The sequence below is a fragment of the Psychrobacter sp. TB20-MNA-CIBAN-0197 genome, assembly GCF_040309765.1.
GTDB classification, from domain to species: Bacteria; Pseudomonadota; Gammaproteobacteria; order Pseudomonadales; family Moraxellaceae; genus Psychrobacter; species Psychrobacter submarinus.
Genome location: NZ_JBEOPC010000046.1, coordinates 1 through 17,100, shown reverse-complemented (window position 1 = coordinate 17,100; position 17,100 = coordinate 1). Strand labels below are relative to the sequence as shown.

Here is a 17,100-nt window from a genome sequence, read left to right as displayed (position 1 = left end):
TACCATTTTTATCTGCAAATCGCCTAAAAAATAGTCTCTGTCAGTGCCATGGTCGAATGTTCAACACGCCCTAATAACCTCTAAAAAAACTATTAAATTATATGCTTTTAAAAACTATTCATATAAGGAGTTACGATGAAAGACTTAACGAATAAACTGGCTTTCATGACTGGCAGTGCTTTTTTATTGAGTGCAGCAATGAGTACCGCCCACGCTGAACCCTCCGGTTATGATCAGCTTACCTTTGAGACGCAAGTTAAAGAAGACATTGCCAATGACGAAGTGCGCGCAAGCCTGTATAAAAAGGCACAAGCGAGCGATGCTAAGGCTTTGGCTACAACATTGAACACGTCAATCAATAGAGCACTGGCGATTGCTAAGCGCTACCCTAGCGTTACCGTCAGTACTGGCCAGCAGCGCACTTATCCGCGTTACGACAAAAACGACAAAATCATCGGCTGGACTGGTCAAGCTAATATCGATCTAAAAAGTACCGACTTCACCGCAACAAGCCAGCTTATTGCAGACTTGCAAGAAACCTTAGTGATGAATAATCTAAACTTTGGTGTCTCAGAAAGTAAAAAAGATGCGCTAGAGCAAAAACTGATGACGGAAGCGTCTCGCGCTTTTCAGCAACAGGCCAAAAACCTCACTCGTGCTTGGGATGCGCGCGGTTATCGCGTGGTCAGCGTCAACCTCAATGCTGGCAACACCGACTACCCACGTCCAATGTATAGCAGCATGCGCGCCGCTGATGCTGAGTCTTCGGTACCAAGTCAAAATTTTGAATCAGGTAATAGTACCGTCTCTGTTACCGCTAACGGTACTATCGAGCTGACTAAGTAGCTAGTAAAAAATGCTAAGCCATAGACTTTGTGGCACCCGCAGCGCGTTCGATCAGCTGATCTATGGGTGCATCTGGACTGAGCGTACCAAACGCCAGTCCGTGCGCGCCGCCCAAACGTGAGCGGCAAAACTCTGCTGCTATGTCTTTATTTTCTGTATTTAGCAGGATACAAGCTTGCAGCATCAACGCCAAGCGCTCGATGACGTAGCGGCTTCTAAACTCTAATGTCTCTACCTCTTCAAAATAACTTGCTAGTTGCCCAAGCTCTTTATCAAAATAACTGTCTTTACCAGCCGCACTTTGCAGCTCAGTAAACAACGCCTCACGAGTAGCCGGCTCTTTATTTAAGGCACGTAGCACATCTAAGCACTGGATATTGCCGCTACCTTCCCAAATTGAGTTGAGCGGTGCCTGACGATAAAGTCTCGGCATAATATTTTCTTCGACATAACCAATACCGCCGAGACACTCTTGTGCCTCGTTGACTAACACGGGCGTACGCTTACATATCCAATATTTGCCAATGGCAGTGGCGATGCGAGCCAGCGCAGCCTCATGTGAGTCGGTCTCAAGCAGACTAATGGCGCGCGCCACTCTCATAGTCAAGGCCAATGCCGCATCAGACTCCAATACCAAGTCAGCAAGCACATTGCGCATAAGCGGTTGATTGATTAGTAAATCACCAAAAGCCTCACGTCCAGAAGTATGGTGAATCGCCTGCACGACCGCTTGCCGCATTTGCGCGGCTGACCCTATCATACAATCGAGCCGCGTTAAGGCTACCATCTCAATGATAGTGGCAACACCTCTGCCCTCTACTCCTACTAATTCGCCAAAAGCACCGGCAAACTCTACCTCGGAGGAAGCATTCGACCAGTCGCCAAGCTTGTCTTTTAAACGCTGAATCCGTACGGCATTGAGCGTGCCATCAGGGCGAAACCTTGGTACTAAAAAGCAGCTAAGCCCGTTTTCAGACTGCGCGAGTACTAAATGAGCGTCAGACATAGGCGCAGAATAAAACCATTTATGCCCAATGATTTGGTAACTATCATCGCTTTGCTTGACAGCTTTGGTGCTGTTGCGCCGTAAGTCAGAACCGCCTTGCTTTTCAGTCATCCCCATGCCAATTGTACAGCCGCTCTTTTGCTCCATAGGTAAGCTACGAGGATCATATTCTGTCGATAGCAGTTTTGGTATCCACTTTTCAGCGAGCCTTGTGTTATGACGCAAAGCCGGAATCGCGGCGTAAGTCATCGACATCGGACAGCCAAAACCGGCTTCTGCTTGTGAGCCTAAATACATAATGGCCGCTCGCGCCACATGCGCACTTTGGCGACTCTCGTTACGCCAAGCAAAATTACTCATGCCATAATATACGCCCGCTGTCATTAGCTCATGATAAGCAGGATGAAACTCGACGTCGTCTATACGGTGACCATAGCGATCAAAGGGGCGAAATTTAGGAGGGTTTTCATTGGCAGCAAAGCCTTTGTCTACCATATCACCACCAGTACGGGCGCCAAACTCGCTCAGATGATCGCTTGCCCATGACGCGCCTTCGCGAATGACAGCTTCTTTTAGCGCATCATCGGTCTCCCAAGCGTTATAATTCGCTAAAGCAGTAGGTTGATTATTGACTTCATGGGTGCTGAATTGATGGGTCGTTGACATCTGCTCGGTATTTTTCATAGCAATCCTTCATAATATTTGGCTAACTATCCTTGTTACTTATCACTTATCTTACTGAATGCTTATAATGTCCTGTATTTGATTATAATAAACAACTTAATAATAAATGACTAAACCCAGAGTATTACATATGAAATCATATATTGTCAAAGAATGTAATTACCAATGGCCAGCCGCTCGCCCTCTCATTTTGCGTTTACTGACAGTGGCTGACAGGGAGACGCTGAGCATAGCGGAGATCATTCGTGCAGGCAGGCTGTTTGCGATCAAGGAAAACAATATACGAGTGACTATGGCTCGTTTGACGCAAGCGGAATTGGTAGAGGCGGTGGATGCTGCTGTTTATCGCTTAGGCCCAAAAGCTAAGAAGTTAGGCGCTGACGTTGCCGCTTGGGAGCACGCGGATAAGCGCGTTACAGCATGGGATAGCTCATGGATAGCGGTCACTACCGGCGGGCTGCCGCGTAGCGATCGCAAAATACTGCGCGCCCGTATGAGAGCGCTTTCCTTATTAGGCTTTCGTGAGCTAGATGCTGGGCTTTATATTCGTCCTAATAACTTGAGCGGCGGTGTTGAAGGGATAAGGTCACGGCTATTCGATTTGCAACTAGAGCCTGAAGCTGCAGTGTTTCAAGCCAGCCACTTTGATAAAGATAGACAAAAGAAGTCACTTGGCCTGTGGGCGCAGATGCAACTCGAAGCACACTATAACAAAGTATCAAATCAGCTGAGCGACTGGCAGAAGACTCAGCATAGTCTCGATAATGAAACGGCGCTGCGTGACGCTTATCTTCTTGGCGATTTTGCTATTCGCAATGTCGTTTTTGATCCTTTATTGCCCGCACCTTTAGTCGAAGAATCAGCCCGGCAGCGATTTTTTGATACTGTGCGTCAGTTTAATGCAGAAGGCCGCAAGCTTTGGTATGCTTTTTTTACTAAAGTAAATTAGCACATTACTAGTCAATATGATAGTCCAGCCTACTTAGTTAATATAAGCTCATAAGTATTACTCTTGCTCAGCCTGCCAAGCACTCATTCCGCCAAGATAAATATCGAGATACTTGAAACCTTTGCTTGCTAGCCACCCTGCCGCGACTGTCGCTCGCTGACCACTAGCACACATCAAGGTATAATGCTCCTGTGGGTCAAGATCACGCCAACGCTCGTTCAGATGACCGACATAGATATGCTCAGAATCATCTATCGCAGCTTCGTTTCTCTCATTAACATCTCTGACATCAAGTAATGTCCAAGCCTTGCTAGCTTTAGTATTAGCATGACCTTCAAGACGCGATTTGACTTCCTCGGTCGTTATCATCGGCGTCTGCTCCATACTCTTGCCTTGTTTGGCAGCGGAAATGACACCGACATAACCGCCTATAATATTATCCAAAGCAATTCTCACAAGATGCGTCATCGCCGTCGCTAGCTGTTCCTCATCCGAGGCAATCAGCGCTATGCTCTCGCCCTCAGCGATGAACCAACCTGCAAAAGCAGAAATCATCCCAACAGGTAGACTCATAGAACCCGGTAGATGGCCAGCCGCATAAGCAAGCGGCTCGCGAATATCTATCAGGTGATCGGCTTCAGAGCTGCTGATTTCGTCAAGCGACAAATTGACGGGGCGCATAATGCGCGGCGCGGCATCGCCTCCATCCATGTTAAGGCGTTCCATGAGCTTAAAATAAGGCGGTTGGTAATGATTCTCGTTAATCTTCGCTTGGATAAACTCATCTCGGCTCTCGATTTGTAGCCTTGGGTTATTTAATCTCTCATGGCCGACACTTGAGAACTCACGATCTGCCATGCCTGAGCCACAAACCGAACCGGCACCGTGAGCTGGATAGATCATCGCCTGATCGCCTAAGGCTAGGATTTTTTGTAGCGAATCATAAAGCAGACCGGCGACCTCTTCGCGCTTATCAGGATAAAAATCTGTGCGCCCCACATCACCGACAAATAGCGCATCACCAGTAAATACGCCCACAGCCTTGGTAGGATAAGCGCTATCAAACATCACATAGGCCAGGTGATCAAAGGTATGACCAGGAGTCTCTAGCACTTGTATCTCAAGCTGACCAATCGCAAAACAGTCGCCTTCCCGCGCCGTTTGTGCATAAACGACTTCACGCTCTGGATTAGGCCCGTGATAGACGCTTGCACCAGTAAGCTTTGCTAATATAGGCGCGCCTGAGACTAAGTCTTCGTTACGATGCGTTTCAAATATATGGGTAATCTTAAGCCCAGCGGCTCGTGCTTTTTCGATATAAATAGCGCAGTCGCGACGTGGATCAATCACTGCCGCTTGCCCGTTCGAGCCAAATAGATAGGATAGGTGCGAGAGCCCCGGGGTTTTTATTTTTTCAAACAGCATCGATATCTCCTTAAGCAATATAAATGATAACTACCTTTGAAGATAACACAGGAATTCAATCCTCATCAATATACAATAACATATATTAACATGCTATATATTATGTGACATTGAGGCTAAGTCTTAGTACTAAGCGGTAGTAGTACTAAGCGGTATCTTAGCTGCCTTGATTAAACCATTTTAGTCTTAGGCTTAAACCGCTTTATTTTTGGGCTCAGTACTTTTGACAGGACTAATAGTCACGCCGGTGAAGCCAAAGATGAGCGTCAATAATAACGATAGATAACAGAAAAAAGCATACGGCAGGTAATCAAGGACAGGCACCCCTAGAGCTTGACTAATAAACACGCCGCAGACGCTCCAAGGCACTAGCGGATTGATAACGGTACCGGCATCCTCAATGGTGCGAGAGAGGTTTTTGGGGTGCAAGTTTAAGCGCTCAAAGGTCGAGCGAAAAGACGTCCCTGAGATTAAAATACTCAAATATTGCTCGCCGATCAGTACGTTGATACTCAGCGCCGACATGGCAGCGGTAAATATCGCTCGTCCTGATGAGGTCAAAGACGCTTTGATTCCTGATAATAGCGCCGGCAGCACCCCTAGCGCTGTCAGCAGCCCGCCTAAACTCAGCGCCAATATTACAATCGTTTGGGTAAAGAACATACTTTGTACGCCGCCGCGTGAGAGCATGCCAGCAACCTCACCAAGCGCTAGCGACTCTGCAGGCGCGTAACCGCCAAACAGATAACCGCCAAGCTCCCCAAAGCTTGGTGCGCTATGCCAATAAGTAATCAGTAGCGCCACGCTGATCGTGCTAATAATCGTATAGATAGCATTAACACGAAAGACCGCCAGCCCAACTAAAGCGACAAAAGGCAATACTGCGTAGCTGTGCACTAGGCCGCTCTCAATCAGCTGCGCTTGTAGTAACGTCACTTGGCTCAGATTAGAGCCTGCCGTGTCTCCCGAGAAGAACCAAAACAACAGAACCGTCAACAACCACGCCGGTACGGTGGTGTACATCATATTACGAATGTGCTCGAACAGATCGATACCAACGACTGAGGAGGCAATCGTACAGGTATCAGACAAAGGTGACATCTTATCGCCAAAAAACGCCCCAGATACCACTGCCCCAGCAGCAATAGCGACATTGGCATCAAAAGCATGGCTCATACCAATAAACGCCACTCCTAAAGTCGCCGCAGTCGTTAAGCTACTGCCTAAAGTCACGCCAATAATTGAGGTTAAAACAAAAGCAGAGAGGTAATAAAACTCTGGCGATATCAGCTCAAAGCCATAATACATTAAGGTCGGTATCGCCCCCGACATCATCAAAGCCGCTATCATTAGACCGATAAAAAAGAACAAATAGATTGCACCGATACCACGCATGACACCTGAGGCCATTTGCGCTTGCATATCATCGAAGCTCAATCCTTTAAATAAGCCGATCGCTAATAAGACGCAAATAGCGAGTAGCAAAGATAGATGCGGCACCCAGCCAAACCCTATCATAGTCACGCCCATGATGGCGATGACGATAGCCGCTATCACAAAAGCCAGTTGGGTTGAGATGTGCGTCAATATTTTTGGTGACATTACCTATCCTTGACTAGCTAAACGTATCCGCTAGAAGCTTGCTATGAGGGTTGTTTTAAACAGACAAGTTTAATGAGTTATTAATGAGTTATGACAGCTGGCCAATATCGCTAAAGCCCTTGATGGTATCAGCCAAGCGGCTATTGCCAAGTAATCCAATTAACCGCTCAAGACAAGTTTTTAGTTAATGGTGTCATGACGAAAGGGTTTGCCCAATAAGCAAACCCCTTTTATTTATCATACAACACTCATCGAAAAAACTTGAAACGCTAAGCTCGGCCTAAGCCGCTGCCGTATTAGGTATAGGAAAGACTTGGTCATAGACCCAGTTAAATACAAAGGCATATATAAGATAAAAGGTCGCCATCGCAATATCCATCTTAAACGCTTCCCACAGGCTAATGTTTAGATATATCGCTATAAATGGCAGAAATAGTAACAGCAAACCGCCTTCGAATAAAATGGCATGCAGCACTCTTATTGGCACGGTTTTTTGTACCCTACCGCGCAGTTTTAGCATGGCCTTGTCGAATAAGATGTTATAAAAAAAGTTCCATACCGTCGCGACAAGAGAGCCTACTAGCGCTATAGCGCCCATCGTATGCAGCTCAAAGCCAAAGACCAAGCTTGCCAATGGCGCAAAGATGAGCAACCCGATAATCTCAAAGCTTAAAGTATGCCGAATACGGTCTTTTTTGGTACGCATAACGATCACTACCCCAAACAGTATTTAGCAAAACATCAGTCAATCATTATAAACGACGTCATCAGCGCTACCACATACGCTTTATCAGCTTATCCTTTTGGATAAATTGATGGTATAGCGCCGCGCCAATGTGAGCGGCAGTAAAGGCAAGAATCAGCGGCCAAATGATCTCTGTATGCCAATCATTAAAGGTGCGCGCCAAACCGCGATCTGGGGTAACGAACACCGGAATTTCGAACAAGCCAAACATATCAACGGCTCGGCCGCCATAAACAGACATCAACAGCCCGACTACCGGCATCGCTATCAGTAGCGCATAAAGTGCAAAGTGGGTGAACTTAGCAATGATATCTTGCCATTTTGGCATTGGCACGGCAGGTGGTGCTTTTGTGAATATTCGGCTAATCACTCGAGCCAGCATCCAAAACAATAAACTTAACCCAAATGCTTTATGCAAACCGATATAAAACGAGTCATCAGTATTGTCATAAAGAAACATCAGCGCCCACGTCACTAATAATAGCAGCGCGCTTATCCAATGAAAAACACGGCTGATCATAGGCCATTTGTTTAGCGGCGCTACCCTAGGTTGAACTTGATTCATATGTCACCTTTAAATAAAAAAGCATTACTTTTTAGCCAAACATAACTGCTCTATTTAGCTTTTTTGTGCTTGCAGTCTGTTGCCAATAAAGAAATACTTGTGAGCTAAATACTTATGAGTTAAATACTTATGAGTTAAATACTAGGGGCTATCCTAGCCGCTCGATAATAAAACCTTATAAATAGTAGCACTTATGATAGCAAATCTGCGTGCAAATGACTGCTATTGGCTCGTTTCGCTACCATTTAATAGCGTCCAGCAGTGAACAGTCCGTCAAAGGTTTTATACTACAGGCATATAAAGTAGATGATCTTAATAAGTATAAACCGGCAGTCTTGAAAACGAGTCGTATCGTTCGCAGTTATATAGTCAGCAGCTAATAAAGTAAAAAATATAAGGATAACTGATGAATACTACTAATAAGCCTCTTCGAATCGATATTGTCTCAGACGTGGTCTGTCCTTGGTGCGTGGTCGGCTATAAACAACTAGCAGAAGCCCTAAAGCAGACTGATACCGACTATGAAATTCATTGGCATCCGTTTGAGCTGAACCCTAACATGCCAAGTGAGGGACAAAATATGCGTGAGCATATCATAGAAAAATACGGCTCAACTCCGCAAGAGTCAGACGCTAGCCGCGCTAGAATCACAGAAGCGGGCGCTGAGGTCGGCTTTGACTTTAACTTCACTGACGAGCTGCGTATGCATAATACTTTTAATCTGCATCAGTTACTGCATTGGGCACAAACGCAAGGAAAAATGCATGAGCTAAAGCAAGCACTGTTTACCGCGCACTTCACCGATGGGCGTAATCTTTCTGATGATGAGGTGCTCGCTGATATAGCGGCAGAGACTGGTCTTAATCGCGTAGAAGCGTTAGAGGTACTAGCAGATCAGCGCTTTGCGCCTGATGTGCGCGAGATAGAGCAGCATTGGCAGCGCCAAGGGGTGCAAGGCGTACCCGCTATTGTCTTCAACGAGCGGCATCTGGTCAGTGGCGCGCAAGGGGTTGAGAATTTTACTAGTATCCTTAAGCAATTAGCGGATATGCCAGACTAGTGGCTTTAGATACCCTTAAGAGATAAACCTTAAATACCTGCTTATTTCTCACTATTATGCTGAGAATAAAGCAGGTTTTTTTGAATAAAAAAGCCGTTAAGCTTGGTTTAACTCAAGCTTTAGCTTCTTGGCGGCATCGATAATTTGTTTTCTTGTGGCTTTGATAGCACCATTAGCCAAAGCAGCCTCGCGCATCTGCACGGTGATATCATAATGCGGATAGCTAGCATTGCGATGGAAAAGGCGCGGATCAATCTCGATGAGCGTAGCAAACTCATGCAGCTCTTGTAGACTATCGGCTAGCATATGGCACCACTGATAACCTCTAAACTCAATCTTCACAAAATCTACATAAACCGCCAATCTCATAGCTCCTTACTTAATACAACCTCGCGATATAACCTCAGTAGCGAAGTTATATTTACTTCAATGCGGCACTGACTTTGGCTAGCATTGGCGGTATATCATGCTTATCTGTCATGACTTCGAGCATAATAAGCTTGTCAGTAGTCGCCATTGCCGTGTTCAGTGCTTCTTTAAGCTCGCCTGCGGTAGTCGCTTTCAGTGATAAGCTATTATCTGCATTACCGCCGAATGTTTTCGGTATCAGCTGCCAGTCACAGGTAGGAATATCATTATAACGAGCATTTTCGCCATGAATCGCGCGCTCGACGGTATAACCGCTATTATTAATGAGTACGATAATAGAGTTAGTGCGCTGCTGCAGCATTATTGCTATCTCTTGAATCGTGAGCAGTGCTGAACCATCACCGATGAGCAGTACACTACGCTTGTTTTTTGAAGCGACACTAGCGCCTAAGCTGGCCGGTAGCGTATAACCAATCGAGCCCCATAAAGGCTGACCATAAAAAGTCACCCCTTCTGGCAAGCGCACTTCGCTAATACCAAAATAAGACGTTCCTTGATCAGCAAATACCACATTACCCGATTGTAAATGCTGAGCTACGATATGCCACAAGTCATCTTGACGAATCGCTTCATCATCGACGCCTTGTTGCTCAAAGGCATGCACCTCTGCGCTGAGAGGTTTTGGCGTAATCTCAATTCCAGAAGTCATGACATCATGCAAGGCTTGCAGTGAGTCTTTGAGCGCGATGGGTGCAAAGTTTTGGCCGCCGATACTAGCTCGCTCATAATGCAAATCGACCACTACCTCATCATCGATGTCTTGGCTGAACCCAGCAGTGGTCGTGTCAGTAAACTGCACGCCAATCTTGATCAGGCACTCACAGTTCTCTACCGCGTCTTTCACCACCGGCCGTGAAGCGTCGCCTGCATAAGTCCCCGCCCAGCGCTCGTCTTGCTCATCAAGCAAGGTCTTGCCCCAGGATAGCGTGGTATAAGGCACCTCAGTATCTGCAATTAAAGCTTTAAGCTCATTTTGCAGACCCAAGCGATGTACCATTAAATCAGCGATAATCGTAGTGGTCTTATTAGGTAAGAAGTCAATTAGGGACGCTTTAAAAGCTTCTAGCGCCGCTTGACTAGTCATGTCCTCTTGACTGTCATCGAGTTTAGTCGTCGGCGGATAAATAGGCAAAGCGGCGACATCAGGCGATAACATCAAGTAGCCCGGGCGATGCTTCTTGAGTACCATACGTATCACCCGATCAATCTCAGAAGCGGCATTCTCAGGCGTAATCTGAGCGCGAGCGACAGTGACCGGCTCAACCATTTTTATAAAATGGTTAAAAGTGCCATCTCCCAACGAATGATGCAGGCGGCGCTTGTCATGTTGCTGCTGCATAGTTGGGGTGCCAACCACTTGTAGCACTGGCGCATATTCAGCAAACGAGCCGGCGGTCGCATTGATAGCCGATAACTCGCCAACGCCAAAAGTTGTGACCAGTGCAGCAAACCCACGCTCTCGCGCATAACCATCAGCGGCGTAGCCGGCATTAAGCTCATTGGTATTACCTACCCAGCAAAGCTGATCAGATTCGATAATATTATCAAGATAAGCTAGATTATAGTCGCCTGGCACCCCAAAGACTTCGGTGGCACCGGCCTCAGCAATACGCTCAAATAGATAGTCAGCGATAGTGTAAGGTTCAGTCATGGTATTAGTTGTCATTGTTATAGTCCTTTACAGGTATTGATAGAAGTTTTAATAAAGTAAACTTATTTTTAACAGTTTCTTTTTTATTATCCCAACAAGCTATCATACTAGTGTCGCTACTGGCGCTTGGTTTTACAAAATTAGAACCTATGTTGTTTTATACCAAACTCACTATACACAGTCTCCCTTTTGCCACTTACCCGCCATATCACCCCTTGCACACTGGAGTTGTTCGCCATACTGGACAAAATTCCAAGTGGCATTTGATTTATCATCCTCTTCAAGCTTAAAACTCACCCGATATCTATGGCCGCTGATACTATCATCCATCAACCCTGTTTTTTGCATGATGACAACTGCCGTAGTGGGCTGTTCAGTGTTAGGGTAATAAAACACTTGCGCTAAATCATAGTCCTCATGCACGCTTCTCACCGGTAGATTAATCAAGGACAGCTTAGCTAAAGTACAATCGATGATCCCTTCAGCGACAGGACAGGGTGCTACCGCCTCTGAGACACCTCTACCATTAATACGGATACGCTTAAAGTTATCAGGATTGGCAACCAATTCTCGAGTGGCATAATCGGACGTATAGCCACTGCTCGCTTGAATAGTAGTACTAAAGATAAGGGCACTAAACGTTAATACTACAGCTCCCAGATATGTCCATAAATAACTAGCGGGATGGGTATTTGACATTGTGCTTGCAGCAAATAGTAAACGCATGACACTTTCCTTGAGACTATGACCCTTCTGATGACTGATAACTAACGGTTAGGCACTTATAAATTTAAGAATGACTCTATGATAAATATAGCAGAGTTGTAACGACCGTTGAAGGATAGACGTCTGATGTCTATAGGCTGATATCTGTACATGGCAATAGCTAAACGTACCTTAGGGCTAGATATCTCAAATAGCCACTACTACGTACGTATAGTATGATTTAATCATATCGCTTGGCACTGGGCTCTCTATTATACTAAATATGATGACTCATAAGCGAATATTTGCCACTCTGTCATTTTTTAGTTGACAGGATAAAAAAACCGCGTATAATACGCCTTCATCATCTGATGATAGTTAATCAAACGATGAATCAGCGGGATTAGCTCAGTGGTAGAGCACAACCTTGCCAAGGTTGGGGTCGAGAGTTCGAATCTCTTATCCCGCTCCAAATATCTAAAAAGCCTCACTTAATAGTGAGGCTTTTTTTTGTCCATTTTTCGGGGATTGTAGAGCATTTCTTCGAATATTTATTTTCTTATAGTTAAGTTTAACTACTCAATTAAAAAGCTCATTTTCGGTGCGGTGCCCATTTGGTGCCCAAACCGTGCCCTGCCCTAAAACTGCGAATACCGAATTGACCCCAACCTAAAAAATAATTGAGCAGAGTAAAACACTTAATATCGTCAAATTTTATGACTTTCAATACTCTGCTATCAACTCTTTTAATAAGCATTTTAACCTCCTTCTAAAATTACTCCTCACTAATCTCATCTTCTTCATAGAGGATAATATCTCCAGGCGTGCAATTTAAAAGCTTACACAGCTCATTTAGTGAATCGAAATCTATGCGAGTGACTTCGTTATTATACATTCGATATAGAGTAGACCTTCCTAGTTTAGTCATCCTATCAGCATCTGCCACACGAATGCCTTTTTGTGCAAATAAAACAGGTAAATTAAGCTTAATCATACATAAAATCCCTAAAGTGATAAAAAAGTGCTTGCAAGTGATAATATTTGCAGATAATATGTACTCATTAGTGATAACTAATCATTCACTAATAGTAAATTTATTTCACATGGAGAACTATTATGTCACAGACTTACCTCACTACTCAAGAATTGGCGGATCGTATCAAATACGATGCGCGCACTATCCGCAATCAACTCAAAGACACGGTTTTGATTGAGAATATTCACTATATACGTCCTTTCGGCGGTCGCAAGATTCTCTATGTATGGGAGCGTATCGAAGAGGATATGTGTAAGCCGGTTATGAGTGCTATCAATGGAATGTCTTTACAGTAAGTTTTACTTTCACATAAACAAGGAGCGAAATAATGGCCTCGATAAGAGCGAGACGTGGCAAGCTATTCGTAGATTTTCGATATATGAATATGCGTTGCCGTGAGACGACCAATCTCACAGACACTCCAGCTAATCGAAAGAAGCTGGCTAAAATCATCGAAAAAATGGAAGCAGAAATTACCCTAGGCATATTTGATTATGCAGCCTACTTCCCAAAGAGTGACCGTGCTAAAGAGATGACGGCACTGGCTGATAGAGCGGAAGCTTATATCAGTCGCAATCCAACCTTTAAGCAGTTTGCTGATATTTGGTATGAGGAGAAGAAGATTGAGTGGCGACCAAGTTATCAATATAAGGTACAGACGATTCTTGATAAGTATCTGTTGCCTGAGTTTGGTGGCAAAGCGGTTCATGCCATAAAAAAAACAGACTTGCTGGCTTTTCGTAGCGCCCTCGCCAAAGTTCGCTACGGTAAAGATGCCCAGTCAAGTCTGTCTGTAGCACGGATCAACGAGATCATGGTACCACTACGTATGATACTACAAGAGGCGGCTGATCGCTATGAGTTTCAGATGCCTTATAAGAACATCAAGACGCTCAAGCAATCTCGGCCTGATGTGAATCCGTTTACGCTAACAGAGGTATGGCTATTCTTAAAGCATGTTCGCGCTGACTATAAGGCCTATTATACGACTCGGTTCTTCACAGGGATGCGTACCAGCGAGATTGATGGACTAAAATGGGACTGCGTTGATTTTGATCGGCGTGAGATTCGTATTCGCGGTGCATTAGTCAATGGTGAGATGGGTCCGACAAAGACGCTTGGCTCGCAGCGTGAGATTGCAATGTCGCAGTTAGTATATAACGCACTGCAAGATCAAAAGTCTGTCACCTATGGCAAGTCGGAGTTTGTATTTTGCAACTCACAAGGCAATCCTTTGGAATATCGCAATGTGAATCGTCGGATATGGAAACCCACCCTTGCCCTACTCGGCCTTAAACACCGGCGGGCTTATCAGACTCGGCATACGGCAGCAACGCTTTGGCTTGCTGCAGGTGAAAACCCTGAGTGGATAGCACGGCAAATGGGTCACAGTAGTACGGAGATGCTGTTTCGGGTGTATAGCCGCTATGTGCCTGATATTACCCGACAGGATGGCTCTGCAATAGACACTCTACTACTGGCTAGTAAAGAGCGGTTAATAGGAGACTCGAGTCATTCTAAAGCAAAGATGGTAGAACTTATCTCTGACGCTAAAGCAGACAAGGAGACGTCGCAATGAAAAGTATCAATTATGACAAGCTGTTTGGTGAATTTAAGCGAGATGGTGCGATCAGTAAGGATGCTAATGAGATTGCTAATACGCTCATTCGTGATTTATACATTCGGTCAGGTACAGGTTTAGCACGCTTCTTAGGAGTGAAATCTTGTTTTGACAATCATATGGCACTGCGAGTATGGGTACAGCAGCGTTTGGATGCCAATCCTGATTATCTTGTTAATGAGATGTGTCAGCAGCTGCAGAGCGAGCTTTATAGGCTTCTACCGCAAACGGCCTATGGCTCTTAAGGAGAATATCATGAGTGTAAAACTTCAACCTAATATGACGCAGAATGCCTATGATATTAAAATATGCGAGGATTACTGGGCCTTTGCAAATCAAGGTGGCTACATTAAACACGTCAATACACTTTGTGAGAAGTATAATATTAGCTCGCAATTACTGTTTGAGACTATAGCTCAGTGTTTTGCATATTTAGATGATGTTCGCTGTGAGTACTGTTGCACTGTTTGTCCTTTAGAAGTGCCAGCAGATATTCCTTATATGCGCTCAAAAGAGCGTTGGTGCTGTGAGGTATGTGAGCATGCTTTATGGCGGACAGATCGAGACCATCCCAGATTCTGTGTAACTGCCATTTAGATTAAATGCTTACTAATACGATCATCCAACATAATCATGAAACGATTAAGAGCAGCCGTCCAGTGTTGACTCGGCATCGACCACTTTTTAGATGCCTGCTGGCTGGCTAAATACACCACTTTAAATGCAGCCTGATCAGATGAGAACACCTTACGCTTATTCACCGCCGTCCGAATCACGCTGTTTAGTGACTCTATCGCATTGGTGGTGTAAATGACTTTTCTGATGTCTTTAGGGTACTCAAAGAACGCCGTTAAGCCCTCCCAGTTATTGCGCCACGACTTAACTACGTGCGGGTACTGTGTACCCCAAGTCTCATCGAACCTCTCAAGGTTAGCTTGTGCAAGCTCTATAGTATTAGCATCGTAGATGGCTTTTAAATCAGCGGCTACCGCCCTTTTATCCGTCCACGGTACGAACTTCATTGAATAGCGCACCATATGCACGATACACAGCTGAACCTTGGCTTTGGGGTAAACGGTGTTGATGGCATCAGGAAAGCCCTTTAGACCGTCAACACAAGCGATTAAGATGTCTTGTACCCCACGGTTTTGTAGCTCAGTGAGAACGCCTAGCCAGAACTTAGCGCCTTCACTCTCTGAGAGCCACATGCCAAGCAGCTCTTTTTTACCATCAAGTCCCACACCCAGCGCCAAATAGATCGCCTTGTTGATGATCTGCTTGTCTTGACGTACTTTAACGACAATGCAGTCTAAGTAGACGATAGGATAGACACTGCTCAGTGGCCGGTTCTGCCATGCAGTAATGTCCTCTAAGATGTTGTCAGTGACTCTTGCAACCAAGCTACTTGAGATATCGACATCGTAGAGCTCTTTAATGCTCTCTACGATCTCAGTGGTGGTTTGACCCTTGGCGTATGAGCGAGGATCAGCAAGTGTCTGGGAGACACTTGCCCGAAGCGCAAGACGTAAGGCTATGCCTGTAGTGAAATATGATTTTATCATCGAGACCTGAGATACGGGTTTGATGCTTACGTACTAATGCAGGCTCAAAGCTGCTATCACGGTCTCTTGGGGTAGATATCTCAAGATCGCCTGTGTCACTGCGGACGGTCTTTTTAGTGTGGCCGTTGCGCTTGTTAGGCTTATCCGCCTTTTCATGCTTGGGGTAGCCGAGATGGTCTTCCATCTCAGCTTCTAGTGCAGTGTCGATAAAAGATTGCATGAGCTGCTTTTGGAAGTCTTTAATGTCATCGAAGCTTTTCATGCTACCAGCCATCTGCTGGGCCAGTTTTTTAATGTCAGATTGAGTCGTCATTGCTTATTCTCCGGTTAGGGGATTATAAGCAGTTACACAAAGTTTGGGAAACTCCCCATCGAGTTGATATTTCATGACTGTATTCGCTAGTAATTAAGGCTATTCATTTATTAGATGATTATCTTTTAAAACCTGAAACACTGTATCCATTTCCTCTAGAATTTTATCAGCCATAGTGCCATTATTTATCATCAGCCATGCTTCACTTGAACCTTTCCAGTCTTGAGGAGAGAAGTAATAACCTGCAGGCCAAAGCGGTGAGCTCCAAATTTTTTTATCCGGAAAGGCTTCAGTGAACACTGTTTTCATTTTTTCAGCATGTTTATGTGCACTGTGATCATCTCTTGAATCAAACTTAAACCCTAGACACGGATAGTTAAAGTTAGCACTCTGAAACTCAAAACAAATATAACCCTTATCAAACTTCGCACTTGTAAATTCGATTCTCTCATAGTTCTTTCCATCACCAAAATAACTTATATCTAGTTCATAATCAGTTTTTTTAGACTTTTTAATTAAGTCAGCTTTTAGCTTCTTTATTAACTCTTTTTTCATTTCATCAACTGCGTTATACACTTTAATGCTAGCATCAATAGACTCTGGACTCTGTTTAATGACCTCCAAAACCGCATTACTTTCGCTCATATCATCAACTCCCATAAATTGCTTTTGAATAAACTTGATCAACTGCGCCAAGAACTCTGTTACGCTGTGATTTTGACACTCAACTTGGCAAGATTTTAGCCAGTCTAATAAGTCGCTAAATTTAAGCGCACTAAACTGGTTGTCCTCTTTTAAGCCTCTTAAATCTTCAGGCTTTATACTAGACCTCTTGCAAAAGTCATAATTTAAGCTCGGAATTAATGATACCAGCAAACAGCTTCATTCTAAGATCATAGCG

General features: G+C 44.7%; 17 protein-coding genes, 1 tRNA gene and 1 pseudogene. 8 read left to right on the top strand and 11 right to left on the bottom strand.

Features of this window, described 5'->3' with window-relative positions:
- The first annotated feature begins 135 nt into the window (after positions 1 to 135).
- Entirely contained in the window at positions 136 to 846 is a 711-nt protein-coding gene (locus AAEY83_RS12130) for an SIMPL domain-containing protein (RefSeq protein WP_025646843.1), read from the top strand.
- A 13-nt stretch (positions 847 to 859) separates the two neighbouring features.
- Here AAEY83_RS12130 and AAEY83_RS12125 read toward each other — a convergent pair whose 3' ends face one another.
- Complete coding sequence (locus AAEY83_RS12125) at positions 860 to 2,536, bottom strand: isovaleryl-CoA dehydrogenase (RefSeq protein ID WP_264673193.1); 1,677 nt, start codon at positions 2,534 to 2,536, stop codon at positions 860 to 862.
- A gap of 130 nt (positions 2,537 to 2,666) precedes the next feature.
- Here AAEY83_RS12125 and AAEY83_RS12120 point away from each other — a divergent pair, with 130 nt between their 5' ends.
- A complete protein-coding gene (locus tag AAEY83_RS12120) occupies positions 2,667 to 3,485 on the top strand; it encodes a PaaX family transcriptional regulator C-terminal domain-containing protein (protein WP_025646841.1) in 819 nt (272 codons plus the stop codon).
- 57 nt (positions 3,486 to 3,542) lie between these two features.
- On the opposite strand, the gene AAEY83_RS12115 is transcribed toward AAEY83_RS12120, so the two are convergent.
- The 4 genes from AAEY83_RS12115 to AAEY83_RS12100 form a co-directional block, all read right to left on the bottom strand.
- A complete protein-coding gene (locus AAEY83_RS12115; protein WP_025646840.1) occupies positions 3,543 to 4,910 on the bottom strand; it encodes an MBL fold metallo-hydrolase in 1,368 nt (455 codons plus the stop codon).
- A 192-nt stretch (positions 4,911 to 5,102) separates the two neighbouring features.
- Entirely contained in the window at positions 5,103 to 6,512 is a 1,410-nt protein-coding gene (locus tag AAEY83_RS12110; protein ID WP_025646839.1) for a Na+/H+ antiporter NhaC family protein, read from the bottom strand.
- Positions 6,513 to 6,792: 280 nt separating this feature from the next.
- Entirely contained in the window at positions 6,793 to 7,218 is a 426-nt protein-coding gene (locus AAEY83_RS12105) for a PACE efflux transporter (protein ID WP_025646838.1), read from the bottom strand.
- A gap of 67 nt (positions 7,219 to 7,285) precedes the next feature.
- Complete coding sequence (locus AAEY83_RS12100) at positions 7,286 to 7,822, bottom strand: cytochrome b (RefSeq protein ID WP_025646837.1); 537 nt, start codon at positions 7,820 to 7,822, stop codon at positions 7,286 to 7,288.
- Positions 7,823 to 8,228: 406 nt separating this feature from the next.
- Here AAEY83_RS12100 and AAEY83_RS12095 point away from each other — a divergent pair, with 406 nt between their 5' ends.
- A complete protein-coding gene (locus AAEY83_RS12095) occupies positions 8,229 to 8,882 on the top strand; it encodes a DsbA family oxidoreductase (protein WP_025646836.1) in 654 nt (217 codons plus the stop codon).
- A 96-nt stretch (positions 8,883 to 8,978) separates the two neighbouring features.
- On the opposite strand, the gene AAEY83_RS12090 is transcribed toward AAEY83_RS12095, so the two are convergent.
- The 3 genes from AAEY83_RS12090 to AAEY83_RS12080 all read right to left on the bottom strand — a co-directional run bounded on the left by AAEY83_RS12090 (position 8,979) and on the right by AAEY83_RS12080 (position 11,688).
- Positions 8,979 to 9,245: a DUF4031 domain-containing protein gene (locus AAEY83_RS12090; protein WP_025646835.1), complete on the bottom strand. Its 267-nt coding sequence runs from the start codon at positions 9,243 to 9,245 to the stop codon at positions 8,979 to 8,981.
- Positions 9,246 to 9,303: 58 nt separating this feature from the next.
- Positions 9,304 to 10,962, bottom strand: a complete 1,659-nt coding sequence (locus tag AAEY83_RS12085; protein WP_025646834.1) for an alpha-keto acid decarboxylase family protein — start codon at positions 10,960 to 10,962, stop codon at positions 9,304 to 9,306.
- A 171-nt stretch (positions 10,963 to 11,133) separates the two neighbouring features.
- Positions 11,134 to 11,688, bottom strand: a complete 555-nt coding sequence (locus AAEY83_RS12080; RefSeq protein ID WP_025646833.1) for a hypothetical protein — start codon at positions 11,686 to 11,688, stop codon at positions 11,134 to 11,136.
- 376 nt (positions 11,689 to 12,064) lie between these two features.
- Between AAEY83_RS12080 and AAEY83_RS12075 the strand changes: the two genes are divergently transcribed.
- Positions 12,065 to 12,139, top strand: a tRNA-Gly gene (locus AAEY83_RS12075).
- Positions 12,140 to 12,442: 303 nt separating this feature from the next.
- On the opposite strand, the gene AAEY83_RS12070 is transcribed toward AAEY83_RS12075, so the two are convergent.
- The gene (locus AAEY83_RS12070; protein ID WP_025646832.1) at positions 12,443 to 12,661 is read right to left on the bottom strand and encodes a helix-turn-helix domain-containing protein; all 219 of its coding nucleotides are present in this window, start codon (positions 12,659 to 12,661) and stop codon (positions 12,443 to 12,445) included.
- Positions 12,662 to 12,783: 122 nt separating this feature from the next.
- Here AAEY83_RS12070 and AAEY83_RS12065 point away from each other — a divergent pair, with 122 nt between their 5' ends.
- Genes AAEY83_RS12065 through AAEY83_RS12050 form a run of 4 tightly spaced genes read left to right on the top strand, consistent with a single transcriptional unit; the run spans position 12,784 to position 14,921 of the window.
- Entirely contained in the window at positions 12,784 to 12,999 is a 216-nt protein-coding gene (locus AAEY83_RS12065; RefSeq protein WP_025646831.1) for a hypothetical protein, read from the top strand.
- A 32-nt stretch (positions 13,000 to 13,031) separates the two neighbouring features.
- The gene (locus tag AAEY83_RS12060) at positions 13,032 to 14,282 is read left to right on the top strand and encodes an Arm DNA-binding domain-containing protein (protein ID WP_025646830.1); all 1,251 of its coding nucleotides are present in this window, start codon (positions 13,032 to 13,034) and stop codon (positions 14,280 to 14,282) included.
- The gene (locus AAEY83_RS12055) at positions 14,279 to 14,569 is read left to right on the top strand and encodes a hypothetical protein (RefSeq protein ID WP_025646829.1); all 291 of its coding nucleotides are present in this window, start codon (positions 14,279 to 14,281) and stop codon (positions 14,567 to 14,569) included. The genes AAEY83_RS12060 and AAEY83_RS12055 overlap by 4 nt, the downstream gene beginning before the upstream one ends.
- A 10-nt stretch (positions 14,570 to 14,579) precedes the next feature.
- Positions 14,580 to 14,921 (top strand): hypothetical protein, encoded by a 342-nt coding sequence (locus tag AAEY83_RS12050; RefSeq protein ID WP_025646828.1) that lies wholly within the window; start codon positions 14,580 to 14,582, stop codon positions 14,919 to 14,921.
- Here AAEY83_RS12050 and AAEY83_RS12045 read toward each other — a convergent pair.
- Together AAEY83_RS12045 and AAEY83_RS12040 are read right to left on the bottom strand one after the other, a co-directional pair.
- A pseudogene (locus AAEY83_RS12045) lies at positions 14,918 to 16,199 on the bottom strand (IS256 family transposase). The gene AAEY83_RS12050 and the pseudogene AAEY83_RS12045 sit on opposite strands and share 4 nt — an antisense overlap.
- 99 nt (positions 16,200 to 16,298) lie before the next feature.
- Entirely contained in the window at positions 16,299 to 17,075 is a 777-nt protein-coding gene (locus tag AAEY83_RS12040; protein WP_025646825.1) for a hypothetical protein, read from the bottom strand.
- Positions 17,076 to 17,100 lie beyond the last annotated feature (25 nt).